The 12851-nt window shown below is 46.6% G+C and carries 8 protein-coding genes; 4 read left to right on the top strand and 4 right to left on the bottom strand.

Annotation, left to right across the window (positions count from 1 at the left end; genetic code table 11):
- The first annotated feature begins 50 nt into the window (after positions 1–50).
- Positions 51–1220, top strand: coding sequence for an aminopeptidase C (locus HMPREF0999_RS06650; protein WP_005860557.1), 1170 nt, complete (start codon positions 51–53; stop codon positions 1218–1220).
- 116 nt (positions 1221–1336) lie between these two features.
- On the opposite strand, the gene HMPREF0999_RS06645 is transcribed toward HMPREF0999_RS06650, so the two are convergent.
- Together HMPREF0999_RS06645 and HMPREF0999_RS06640 are read right to left on the bottom strand one after the other, a co-directional pair.
- Entirely contained in the window at positions 1337–3469 is a 2133-nt protein-coding gene (locus tag HMPREF0999_RS06645; protein ID WP_009275523.1) for a S46 family peptidase, read from the bottom strand.
- 29 nt (positions 3470–3498) lie between these two features.
- On the bottom strand, positions 3499–4857 hold the full coding sequence (locus tag HMPREF0999_RS06640; protein WP_009016492.1) for a TIGR00341 family protein: 1359 nt from the start codon (positions 4855–4857) through the stop codon (positions 3499–3501).
- Positions 4858–4995: 138 nt separating this feature from the next.
- Between HMPREF0999_RS06640 and HMPREF0999_RS06635 the strand changes: the two genes are divergently transcribed.
- Positions 4996–7083 (top strand): sensor histidine kinase, encoded by a 2088-nt coding sequence (locus HMPREF0999_RS06635; RefSeq protein ID WP_009275522.1) that lies wholly within the window; start codon positions 4996–4998, stop codon positions 7081–7083.
- Here HMPREF0999_RS06635 and HMPREF0999_RS06630 read toward each other — a convergent pair.
- Both HMPREF0999_RS06630 and ruvB read right to left on the bottom strand, forming a co-directional pair.
- Positions 7080–8576: a lipopolysaccharide biosynthesis protein gene (locus tag HMPREF0999_RS06630; protein WP_009275521.1), complete on the bottom strand. Its 1497-nt coding sequence runs from the start codon at positions 8574–8576 to the stop codon at positions 7080–7082. The two genes, HMPREF0999_RS06635 and HMPREF0999_RS06630, sit on opposite strands and share 4 nt — an antisense overlap.
- A gap of 10 nt (positions 8577–8586) precedes the next feature.
- Positions 8587–9612 carry a Holliday junction branch migration DNA helicase RuvB gene (ruvB, locus tag HMPREF0999_RS06625; RefSeq protein ID WP_010182716.1) on the bottom strand — a complete coding sequence of 342 codons (1026 nt, stop codon included), beginning with the start codon at positions 9610–9612 and terminating at the stop codon, positions 8587–8589.
- Between the two features lie 128 nt (positions 9613–9740).
- On the opposite strand from ruvB, the gene HMPREF0999_RS06620 reads away from it, so the two are divergent.
- The gene (locus tag HMPREF0999_RS06620) at positions 9741–10916 is read left to right on the top strand and encodes a 6-bladed beta-propeller (RefSeq protein ID WP_009016496.1); all 1176 of its coding nucleotides are present in this window, start codon (positions 9741–9743) and stop codon (positions 10914–10916) included.
- Between the two features lie 283 nt (positions 10917–11199).
- The gene (locus HMPREF0999_RS06615; protein ID WP_009275520.1) at positions 11200–12777 is read left to right on the top strand and encodes an ATP-binding protein; all 1578 of its coding nucleotides are present in this window, start codon (positions 11200–11202) and stop codon (positions 12775–12777) included.
- Positions 12778–12851 lie beyond the last annotated feature (74 nt).

Genomic DNA, 12851 nt, shown 5'->3' with positions numbered 1-12851 from the left:
GAGGCACGCCCCGTCTCTACAATAATAATATAAACTTAAATTCATATACAATGAGAACATTCATTCTATCATGCGCCTTAGCGTTAGGTTCCTTGAGCACATTCGCCCAAGGCTACCAATTTACGGATGTAGTAAAGGTACCCGCCACGCCAGTCAAGAATCAAGCATCCACGGGAACCTGCTGGTGTTTCGCCACGACCTCTTTCATGGAGTCCGAATTACTCCGTATGGGAAAAGGGACGTACGATCTCTCCGAGATGTTTATCGTCCGCCAGAAATACATGAACCAGTTGCAGGATAATTATGTCCGCCAAGGTAGAGGTAATATCGGTCAAGGAAGTCTCTCCCACACCTTCATGAACGCTTTCAACCAAGTAGGTATCGTTCCTGAAGAGGTGTACTCGGGTATCAACTACGATTCCGACCGGCACAATCATGCCGAGATGGTAAAATACATCAAGGCAATCGCAACGACCGCCGTGGATATGAAAAAACGGAGCCCGGAATATTACAAACTAATCGATAACCTATTCGATACCTACCTAGGCAAGCTTCCGGAGAAATTCACCTATCAAGGCAAGGAATATACCCCGAAGACATTCGCCGCCTCCCTAGGGTTGAATATGGACGATTATATCGAGCTGACAAGCTTCACGCATCATCCGTATTACCAGAAATTCGAGGTAGAGGTTCCCGATAACTGGGAGCATGCGCAAATGTATAACCTACCATTGAATGAAATGATGGAAGTAGCGGATTATGCGTTGAATAACGGTTACACGGTATGCTGGGATGGCGACGTGAGCGAGAAAGGCTTCTCTTTCAAGAATGGCGTGGCGATCAACCCGGAGGTAAAGAAGGTGGAAGATTACTCGACTACCGACCGTGCCCGCTTCGAGAAAATGGACGAGAAGGAACGTCTGGAGGAAGTCTACAAATTCGAGAAACCTTTCCCGGAAGTAAACGTCACCCCGCAGGTCCGTCAAGAAGGCTTCGAGGCGTTCGTCACGACCGATGACCATTTGATGCACCTTACCGGCATCGCCAAGGATCAAAACGGCACGAAATATTATATCACGAAGAACTCTTGGGGAACCGAACGTAATACATTCGGCGGTTACCTCAACATGTCAGATAGCTTTGTCCGTGCCAAGACGATTTACATCATGGTGCATAAGGACGCAATACCGAAAGCAATCAAGTCTAAATTAGGCATTTAGTACAATGCCCATCGTAAGGCGCTTACAATAGGCATTCAAAGCACCTTACGATGGGCATTATAAGCTCCTTAGAATGGGCATCCGCGGAAATCACGGATGCCCATCTCTTTTTTCTCTCATCGAACCAGTTTCAACTCCTCAATCAACCTCGGGCATTTACCCCATTTATCGATCATGAAAAGGACATAGCGGATATCTACGCCGATGCAACGTTGCAAATCCGGTTCAAAAGCGATATCACCACTCATCGCCTCCCAGTTACCGTCGAAAGCAAGTCCAATCAAACGGGCGTTCTTATCGAATACCGGGCTACCGGAATTACCACCCGTGATATCATTGTTCGAGAGGAAGCACAGCTGCAATTCCCCTTTTTCATTCGCGTAAGGTCCGAAATCACGGCTACGAACCAGATCCAGTATCTCCGGTTGTACCCAGAACTCATCGCTCGTCGGGTCCTCTTTCTCTAGGATACCTTTATCCGTTGAGTAATAATTGTACCATGCGGCATCATAAGGACGATACCCTCCGATAGAACCATAGCTCAAACGCATCGTGAAATTAGCGTCGGAAGACAAGGCTTTCTCCGGATACATCTCCTTCAAGCCCGCGAAATACAAACGTTCTCCCTTAGCGATATCATACTCCGCATCACCCATCAACTGCTGTAACTGGAAGATAGACACCAATACGGACAAGCTCAGTTCCGCCGCCGGATCTTTTCTCAATTTCTCATATTGCTTCGGATTTCTCAACATCTCGGCGATCTTGTCGTACGACAATAAGGAAGTCTTCTTAAATACATCCGCCGCATATTTCTCATAATTTCCTTTATACTTCTTATCAACGCTCGTATAAATATCCGGCAAGAACTCCGGAGATACACGTTCTTTCGCGATCTTCATCATCGCGGCCAGTACCTTCTGATCCAAAGACGGCTCGTAATCCTTGAAGAACGGTTGGATACGATCCTCTAAAAAGACAGTAATCTCTTCCGGGGTAGCTCCTTCAATATCCACCGATTGCACCATACGGGCCAAACGAATAATCTCCGCTCCACTAGAAAACGCCTCATTCAAATAGGTCAAAGCCTCTCTATATTTATTGGTCGAGGTATATCCTTTTTCCAGCAAATTCAAGACCTCGCCATATTTAGCGCCCCGGGCCTGATCTTTCGCTACCCAATCAGCGAAGGCCGTCTCCTCCGCACGTTTACGTTCGATCACGTTTAGATTCGCCAATCCTTTATTCATACCGATCGAGTTCTTCCAATAATTGGAGCTTCCCGCATACTTAGAGGCATATTTGATACGTACGGCGTCGCTAGCCAACATCGCCTCTTTCCAGATGCCCTGCTTGATGCCACGCACCTCGATACGGGGCTTATTACTATTCTCGATACGCTGTTGCACGCCCCAAGAGCACAAATAACGATCCGTGCTTCCCGGAAAACCGATTGTCATGGCATAATCTTTATCTTGATAGCCTTGCATAGACACCTCCGCTACATATCTCGGGGTATAAGGCTTATTATCCGCATTGTATTCCGCCGGTTTATTATCCGCGTTGGCGTACACACGGAATACGGAAAAATCACCGGTATGCCGAGGCCACATCCAGTTATCCGTATCGCCACCGAACTTACCGATAGAGCTAGGCGGAGCGAAAACCATACGCACGTCACGATAAACATCGTACACCACCAAGAAATATTTATTATTGCTATAGAAAGGAACAACATCAGCCGCTAGGAACTCATTATTTCCCACGGAATCACAAATCACACGACCGATAGAATCAGCCGCCGACAAACGCTGGAACTCATCCTCGATACCGGAGATCTGGCTGTTGATACGATCGCTCACGTCTACGGTCTCTTTCAGGTAACGTACTGTCAAGCCTGGAACCGGAAGTTCTTCCTGTTTACTTTGAGAGACAAAACCATCTTTCAGATAGTCGTGCTCCACACTACTCAACTGCTGGATGGCTCCGAAACCACAATGGTGATTCGTGAAGATCAATCCCTCGTTAGAGACCGTAATACCGGTACATCCCCCACCGAAGATTACCACGGCGTTCGCCACGCAAGGATCCGTCTCACTATACAACTGATCATAGGATGGGGTAAAACCCAACTCGGCCATTCTCGCCAAATTCTGCTTATTTAATTCCTTCAACACCCACATGCCCTCATCGGCATATAACTGGCCGGAAGCGGCTAAAAGCAACAAAGCCGCCCACACTCTTTTCATCAACTTCATTCTACTCTGATTAGTCTAAATTATTCGATTAGTAATTTAATATTTTTCATTTCCACACGAGCCGACAGCCATTCCTTGATCTTCTTACGTTCCGCATCTTTAATGATCGTCTTACTTTTCAGATAAACCAGCATAACCGTATCCGGCTTCGCCGTCTCCGTATTCACGATATAGGTATTCGAGCAAGAAGCCTCGACTACATAGGGGAAAAGAACCTTCATCTCCGGGATCAACTCGGATGTCAAACGCCTATAACTCTGATATTTGTCAACCTGTCGTTTTAACGAATCTATCTGGATGGTCTGCGCACGTAGCACCTCCTCGCTATTCTTATATAAATCCTGCATCAAGAGGCTTTTCAACTCATTGATATCCGTGGCCTCTTGTCCGAAGCCTTGTTGCACGACTAAATGCACATCTTTCAATCCATACTTAGGCAATTTAGCCCGGGCGTTAGCGATCATCTCATCCGGTACCGTCTGGCCGATCAAGACTACTTTCACCTCCTTTTTCTCGCTCGTATCCGTAACGACCTTATTCAAGATTTGCGTATTCGGGAAAGTCAACTCCTCCGATACGAAGTTACGTACCCGATCATTGAAATAACTACTCCGGATCAAGTTATAACTCAAGAAAAGGCTCGGCACGATCGTGAAAAAAACAATGATACCCACGTAACGAGTCACGATCTTTTCCCGTTGTTTATCCAAGAAAACTTTCTTCGGATATTTCAACAAACGAACGACAACAAACGTAGCCAAACTGATAAAAACCGTATTGATAAAATACAGATAAAAAGCACCGAAAAAGTAATACAAATTGCCACTCGCCAACCCGAATCCAGCCGTACAAAGCGGAGGCATCAAAGCCGTAGCGATAGCTACACCCGGAATCACGTTACCCTTACTCTTTGTCGAGCTCGCCACGATTCCGGCCAGACCGCCGAAGAAAGCGATCAATACATCGTATACCGTAGGTTGCGTACGGGCAAGCAACTCGCTTTGCGCCTCGCTGATCGGTGAGATCAAGAAATATAAGGTGGAGGTAATCACGCTAAAAATAGTAGCGGTAGCGAAATTACGGAACGAACGCTTGATCAACTCGAAATCGGAGATTCCCAATCCCAAGCCGAATCCCATGATCGGTCCCATCAACGGCGAGATCAGCATGGCGCCGATAATCACGGCCGTAGAGTTCGTATTCAATCCGAGAGAGGCCACAAATGTAGCGAAAATAAGTACCCATAAATTTGTCCCCTTAAATTCGACTCCCTTCTTAATAGATTCTATCGTGTCCAGTTCATCCTCTTTGTCCTGCCTGACGTCGAAATTACGGACAAAAAAATCCATAATCTGTTTATGTAGCAATCCTTTTTCCATGCGGTATTAATCTTGTCCCATATTTATGCAAAGATATTTCAATTGTTTGTTTTTCTAACTATTTAATAGCTTTTTTATGGTGAGATTACGTATATTTGCATTTGTAATACAATAAACACAACAAGAGATTCTATTTGTATGAAACGATATCTAATACATTTATGCTTATTATTTATGTCCTTTGTCGTTTCATCTCAAACGACTACACCAGACTCGCTTAAAAGCGCCTTGCAAAAAACGACCTCCGAGCGCACAAGGCTGGAAATCCTCGCCAACTTGATGGATATCTCACGAAACGATGACATATTAGTAAACGCTAAACAACTCTATCAGGAAGCCTTAAAAGCGAATGACAATTACTATAAGGAAGCGGCATTGACCGAGATTCTCCGGCATTATATCAACACGGACCAAACCGATAGCGCAAATGTCTATATCGCCAAAGCCGAGCAGGAGCTAAAAGGAGAAGCCAGAACCAGCCTCGTATCGTTCATGAAAATGATCCAAGATACGCGCGTCATATTCTACACATCCGGTGAACCAAGAAGGAAAGTCCTCATGAATTGCCTATTCAAGCTGGAGGAACCCGACAAATTGTCTCCCTATGAGAAAATAGCCTGCAATTATGTACTTGGTATGGCTGTCAGCAACAGCGTCATGGAGGAGAACATGCTTAAGGAGGACTTCAAGCAAGGGAAAGAATATTTCGACAACGTCTTGACCGAGGCTGAAAAACTGCCCCTACGATACGCATACAATTTCTTGCCTAACACCTATTTCATGCTATGCGCCTACGCTGCCGACCCTTGGGAGAGAGGGAAATACGCAACCCGCTATCTCAATACGATCTTAGGATACTCCAATATCCCGGAGATGAGCAAACGTCCTTACGCGACTAACAAGCGCCACTTGCTAAGCGCCTACTCCAACCTCGCCATCAGCGCCGAGGCTATCGGGAAGGATTTGGCCACTTCCTATTTCCATGAGTTCCAAAAGTTATTGAAGGCTTATCCGGAGGCGGCTAGCACCACCCCGGAATACGAGCTATACTATACTTCCGCCAATTATTACCTAAACATCAAGGACTACATGAAATTCATTGAGTTCAGCGACTCCTTGATCAATTTCTCCAAACAAATACCGCTTTACAAGGAGCATGTAATCGCCTATGTATCCGCAAAAGCCGCCGCCTACGACAGCCTCCGGATGTACAAGGAGGCCTATGAGACATCCAAAGAGTATGCGGTATTGCTAGATACCTTGCGTATGCAAGAACTCCGGAAGAAAATGGAGAATCTCGAGATCGAGAAAGGGGCGAACAAGTTGGTGATCGAAAAGAAATCATTGGAATTGGAATTGCAGAAAAGCAAGAAGGAGAATTACCTATATATATCCCTATTGCTTCTAGCCTTATGCGCCGTGTTCTATATCTTTTTCCGGTTAGGCAAGATGAGATCTCTTTATCAAGCATTACAGAAATCCAACGAGCAGGTCCTGATAGCGAACCAGAAGGCACAAGAGAGCGAGGAGATGAAGACCGCCTTCATCCGGAATATGTCGCATGAGATACGGACTCCCTTAAACGCGATCAACGGTTTCTCGGAACTCATCACCAACGACGATATCTCCATGGACGAGAAACAGGCTTTCAGCCGTATTATCTATGAAAACTGTTACCACTTGACTTCCATGCTGAACAATCTCCTTGAGATCGCCCAGCTCGATAGCGGCAATGATTCCCTTCCTCTTGTTCCCACACGAATCCATGAGCTTTGTTTACATGAGATGCAACAGGTAAAGAAATATCAAGAGAAGCCGGAGATCAACTATGTGGTGGAAGGCGATAAGGAGAATGATATGATCTTGACCAACCGCGCTTATTTCAGCTTGATCATCTCACATCTGCTGGCAAACGCAAATAAATTCACGGAGAAAGGAAGCATTACGCTTTCATACCATCTGGATAGCGGAGCCAATTTAGTGACCCTGTCGGTAACAGATACGGGTTGCGGCATCCCCCAAGACAAACAGGAATGGATATTCGAGCGTTTCACGAAGACCAATGATTTCATTCCCGGCTCTGGCCTAGGGCTTTACCTATGTCGCTTGATCGTTAACCGGCTAAACGGTAAGATAAAGACAGATCCGTCTTATACGAAAGGCTCACGCTTCGTTATCACGATGCCAATCGCCACGCCGTCCAAACCGTCCGAACCTACCGATTAACGAAAGAAACGTCCTACGTACGGGAGTTCTCGTAAAGGTAAATCCCTTTTAACCATAAACGCGATGAATACGCCTAATAAGATCGTACGGTATCCCAACCGGAGCCATTCAGACTGTATCGGCAGTGCCATGCCTGCCACGTATAACACCGTCGCCACTCCGAAATAAAGAAACGCGGATTTCAAGTCGTACTCGATCGGGAATTTCTTTTGTCCTACAAAATAGGATAAAAGCATCATCAATAAATTACAAAAGAACGATGCCCACGCACAAGCCATATAACCGTACGAGGGACCGAACAGCAAGATGATAGAGACCGTGGCCACACATCCGATCGTGGAGAAATAGGCGCCCCATCGTGTCTGGTCGATCAGCTTATACCATAAGGAGAGGTTGAAATAAATACCGAAGAACAACTCGCCCAACATCACGATCGGCACCACCCGTAATCCGGGATAATAGGCCGGCCCGACAAAGTACTTCAAGATATCGATATAGAACATTACCCCGAGGAAGATAAACAAGGCGAATATGATGAAATATTTCATCGCTTCCGAGTAGGCTTTCTTATTATCATCGCTCTTGTTTTTAGCGAAAATAAACGGCTCATAGGCATACCGGAAAGCCTGCGTGAACATCACCATCACCACGGCGATCTTGAAGCATGCGCCGTATATACCCAATTGCTCATTCGCATACTCCTTATCATCAAACAAGAATGGAAACAGGATCTTATCTGCCGTCTGGTTAAAGATACCGGCAATACCTAGAATGAGGATCGGGAAGGAATAACGCAAGATTTGTTTCAATACCGTTCCGTCTACTCTCGCCCGTATGCCCGGCAAGATATCCGGGATCAAAAGCAATAAGGTTATCAGTGTCGTAAACACGTTCGCCACGAATACATAGCCTACCCCATAATCCGGACGATAGAACCAGCTTATCGCCTCCGGATAGTGCGTATGCAACCACGGACAAGTGATCAAGAAGAATATATTCAAGATAATATTCAAGAAAATACTCAGCAACTTAATCCCGGCGAAACGCCATGCTTTCCCCTTATACCGAAGATAAGCGAACGGAATGCAACAAAAAGCGTCTACCGCCACGATACCCGCCATCATCCCGATATACTCCGGATGGTCGCCATATCCCAAGCCGGCGCTAATAGATGGCAATAAGGCGAAAACCGCTACGCTAAACAGCGCCGAACTTCCCAGCAAGCAATACAGCACGGAAGCATACACCCGCATCGGCTCTTGCTCCTCTTTCTTATTGATGAAACGGAAGAACCCCGTCTCCATGCCATAAGTAAGCAAGACCAGCAACAGGGCTGTCCAACCATATAAATTCGTCACGATCCCATAATCCCCTGTTCCGGCCAACACACGTGTGTACATCGGCACCAACATCCAATTCAGGAAACGCCCCACTATACTACTCAATCCATAAACGGCTGTCTCTTTAGCGAGCCGCTTCATTCCTCCTGCCATATCTATCTGTCTAATCAAATAAAAAACCTTGTTCCCCCACCCGGCTACGTCCCAGATGGGTATAAGCTAAATCGGTGACCTCACGGCCACGGGGCGTGCGTTTGATAAAGCCCTCTTTGATCAAGAAAGGCTCGTACACTTCTTCTAGCGTTCCGGGGTCCTCGCCCAAAGCCGTGGCGATCGTCGTTAATCCGACCGGGCCTCCCTGGAATTTATCAATGATCGTCGTCAGCAACTTATTATCGATCTGATCCAAGCCATACCGATCTATATTCAACGCCTCCAAAGAGAAGCAAGCGATCGCCTTATCGATATCTCCGTTCCCCTTCACTTGAGCGAAATCACGCACACGGCGCAATAAAGCGTTGGCGATACGAGGCGTACCCCGGCTACGGGAAGCGATCTCCCTAGCGGCGTTCAACTCACATTTTACATTCAAAATATTAGCACTACGGAGCACGATCTTCGTCAGCGTCTCCATATCATAATACTCCAAGTGCATATTGATACCGAAACGGGCACGCAGCGGACTAGTCAGCAAGCCGCTACGGGTCGTAGCGCCAATCAATGTAAACGGAGCCAAATCGATCTGTATCGAGCGGGCGCTCGGTCCTTTATCGATCACGATATCGATCCGGTAATCCTCCATAGCGGAATACAGGTATTCCTCCACGATCGGGCTCAGCCGGTGAATCTCATCGATAAAAAGCACGTCGTTCTTCTCCAGCGAGGTCAATACCCCGGCCAGATCTCCCGGCTTATCCAGCACCGGCCCCGACGTGACCTTGAAACCAACCCCCAACTCGTTCGCTATAATATTCGACAACGTCGTCTTTCCCAACCCGGGAGGTCCATGCAAAAGCACATGATCCAGCGCCTCCTTACGCATGCGGGCAGCCATGACGAACACCTTCAGGTTCTCCACCACCTTCGCCTGCCCGCTGAAGTCACGGAGCGAAAGCGGCCGAAGCACGTTCTCGTACTCTCGCTCGTTTTCCGGCATCCGGGCATCCCTTATATCAAAATCATCTTCCATATTCACGTTCATTGACTTGCAAAGATAATGTTAAACAACACATTCACGAAAATAGATGTATAAAATATTTTTCTGACAGTGAGAAAAGCATATGTTTGCCAAAAGAACACCTTTAAAAACATACTACCATGAAACTTATACTCACAATCTCTGCGATGATCCTGTTCCTGATAACGGGATGCGAAAGTGGTAAGCAACCGGCTAACGACTTTTTAACCGTGGATATCACGGCAAATTATCCGAAGAAGGAACTGATTCTTCAAGACTTTTTGGATGTGGAATACATCCCATTAGAAACGAATGAGGAGTTCATAACCTCAGCCAGCATGCAAGCCATCGGCAAAAATCTCATAATCCTTAGAAACAAGAACGGACAAGACGGAGATATATTTATCTTCGACCGGACCGGAAAAGGCCAGAGAAAAATCAACCGCAGCGGCCAAGGTAGCCAAGAATACACGAATATCGGGTCTATTGCCCTCGATGAGGAGAAAGGTGAGCTGTTTATCAACAACTACTACTCGAGCCAGTTTATCGTATACGACCTGTCCGGAAACTTTAAGCGAACTTTAAAGTACGATAAAGATTTTAATTTCAATAGCGGGAAGACATACAATTTCGATCAAGACAACTTAATCTGCTACGATGAGATTGGCAATTATATAAATCTGAGAAAAAGCGCATTTTGGCTCCTGTCCAAACAAGACGGGAGCATTGTCAAGGAAATCGAACTCCCTTATGAGCATAAGATATCACCGTTTTTATCGAAAGGAGGTTGGGCCGCGGGACCTCGTAATACCGAATTAATTTCCCAAAATGGAAGTTGGGTTTTAGTAGAGCCATCTACAGATACGATTTATAGTTATTCGCAAGATCACTCTATCAAACCCTTTATCGTAAGGACTCCACCTATCCGCTCTATGGCCCCGGAAGTATTTCTTTATCCAAGTATTCTTACCGACCGGTATTATTTCATGCAAACAACAAAGAAACAATGGGATTTTGAGAAAGAAACCGGATTCCCCAGAACCGACTTGGTATATGATAAACAAGAGGACGCTATCTTTGAGTGTGTCGTATATAATAACGATTTCGTAGATCAGACACCCGTTAATATGTGGTACGAACACGGAATACTAAAGATCATCAATAACGATGGGATCGCTTTCATAAAGAAACTAGAAGCCAATGAGTTGGTGGAAGCCTACGAGAAAGGTAAGCTGAAAGGCCGATTGAATGAGATCGCAGCGGGATTGAATGAGGAATCCAACCCCGTGATTATGGTGGCTAAGTATAAGGAGTAAAAAACTTCTTACTTATTGTCTATTTTTCCAGACTTGTTTTTTATTCGTACATGTTTTTCGGAAAACACGTACGTGAATTCCCAAAAACACGTACGTGAATCCGTGAAAACATGTACGTGTTTTTACGGAAATCCGACAAGCACATTTATCTATCTTATTATCAGCGAATTGTAAATCAACTTCATAGTAAGATATTATTGTTGAAAATTTACTTCTAAAGATACGGTTCCTCTCCTATATTTTATGTAACTTTGCTTATAAGTCGCATAAAATATAGGACGATATGAACCAGACAATTTATCCCATCGGCATACAGAACTTCGAGAAAATTCGCAAGGACGGCTATCTCTATATTGACAAGACAGCCTTGGTCTATCAATTGGTTACTACCGGACAGTATTACTTCCTCAGCCGCCCCCGACGCTTCGGGAAAAGCCTGTTGCTGTCCACGCTGGAGGCCTATTTCCAAGGGAAAAAGGAGCTGTTCGAGGGACTGGCCATGGAGAAACTGGAAAAGGACTGGAAAGAATACCCGATCCTCCATTTTGACCTGAATATCTCCCAATACGACTCTCCGGATAGCTTATACAAGATATTAAACGACATCCTGTCCCGGTACGAAGACGAATATGGGACACGTCCCTCGGAAGTGACCCTGCCCCTCCGTTTCGCCGGAATCATCGACCGGGCCTACCGCAAAACCGGACAAAGGGCCGTGATCCTGATAGACGAGTACGACAAGCCCTTGCTACAGAACTTGCACGACGAGGAGATGCAAAACCGGCTCCGGAACATGCTCAAACCCTTCTACGGCGTATTGAAGACCATGGATAGGGCCATCCGCTTCGCCCTGCTCACAGGTGTGACCAAGTTCGGCAAGATAAGCGTGTTCAGCGACCTCAACAACCTCATGGACCTGTCGATGGATAATCGGTACGTCGAGATATGCGGCATCACAGAGAAAGAGATACATGCCTATCTGGAAGACGAAGTGAAGGAACTGGCTGATACCCAAATGACGACCTACGAGGAAACCTGCCTAAAACTCAAGCAACGCTATGACGGATACCATTTCACCGCCAAGTCCGAGGGTATATACAATCCATTCAGCCTATTGAATACCTTCGCTAAGATGGAATTCGGAGACTACTGGTTCGAGACCGGAACACCCTCCTACCTCGTGGAGCTGCTCAAGCACACCCATTACGACCTCTACGAGATGGCCAACACGGAGACCGACGCCGATGTGCTGAACAGCATCGACTCCGCCTCGAACAATCCCATACCCGTCATCTACCAAAGCGGATACCTGACCATCAAGGGCTATGAACCCGAGTTCGGGATCTACCGCCTAGGTTTTCCGAATCGGGAGGTGGAAGAGGGTTTCGTCAAATACTTGTTACCCTTTTATACCAGCGTCAGAGCCTCTAAGACCCCCTTCGAGATCGGACAGTTCGTTCGGGAGATACGGTCTGGCAATTACGACGCTTTCTTCCACCGCCTCCAAAGCTTCTTCGCCGACACACCCTACGAGGTGATCGCCGGGCAAAAGCCGGAACGAGACACGGAGCTGCATTACCGGAACGTCCTCTTCATCGTTTTCAAGCTGGTCGGCCTGTACACGCAAGTGGAGTACCATACCTCGAACGGGCGTATCGACCTCGTATTGCAAACCGATCGCTATGTATATATCATGGAGTTCAAGCTGAACGGAACCGCCGAGGAGGCCCTGCGGCAAATCGAGGAGAAAGGCTACGCCCTACCCTTCGCCGGAGACAATCGGGAGGTCTTCAAGATCGGCGTGAACTTCTCTTCCGAGACCCGCAATATAGAAAAGTGGCTGGTTGAGCCCACGCGATAGCTGTGGAAAGGCAAAACGCTCACGGCACGCGCCATCCACGGATCGTACCGTACAGAAAAAAGCGCCGTTACTTG

The organism is Parabacteroides sp. D25, from assembly GCF_000307475.1.
In the GTDB taxonomy this organism is placed as follows: domain Bacteria; phylum Bacteroidota; class Bacteroidia; order Bacteroidales; family Tannerellaceae; genus Parabacteroides; species Parabacteroides distasonis.
The sequence above is the reverse complement of the archived record's forward strand: the minus strand, read 5'-3'. Positions and strand labels throughout refer to the sequence as shown.

Bases quoted from the DNA above. Each gene is read 5' to 3' on its own strand.
- HMPREF0999_RS06650 (WP_005860557.1), top strand. From the start codon at position 51: ATGAGAACATTCATTCTATCATGCGCCTTAGCGTTAGGTTCCTTGAGC.
- HMPREF0999_RS06645 (WP_009275523.1), bottom strand. From the start codon at position 3,469: ATGAAAAGAGTGTGGGCGGCTTTGTTGCTTTTAGCCGCTTCCGGCCAG.
- HMPREF0999_RS06640 (WP_009016492.1), bottom strand. From the start codon at position 4,857: ATGGAAAAAGGATTGCTACATAAACAGATTATGGATTTTTTTGTCCGT.
- HMPREF0999_RS06635 (WP_009275522.1), top strand. From the start codon at position 4,996: ATGAAACGATATCTAATACATTTATGCTTATTATTTATGTCCTTTGTC.
- HMPREF0999_RS06630 (WP_009275521.1), bottom strand. From the start codon at position 8,576: ATGGCAGGAGGAATGAAGCGGCTCGCTAAAGAGACAGCCGTTTATGGA.
- ruvB (WP_010182716.1), bottom strand. From the start codon at position 9,612: ATGGAAGATGATTTTGATATAAGGGATGCCCGGATGCCGGAAAACGAG.
- HMPREF0999_RS06620 (WP_009016496.1), top strand. From the start codon at position 9,741: ATGAAACTTATACTCACAATCTCTGCGATGATCCTGTTCCTGATAACG.
- HMPREF0999_RS06615 (WP_009275520.1), top strand. From the start codon at position 11,200: ATGAACCAGACAATTTATCCCATCGGCATACAGAACTTCGAGAAAATT.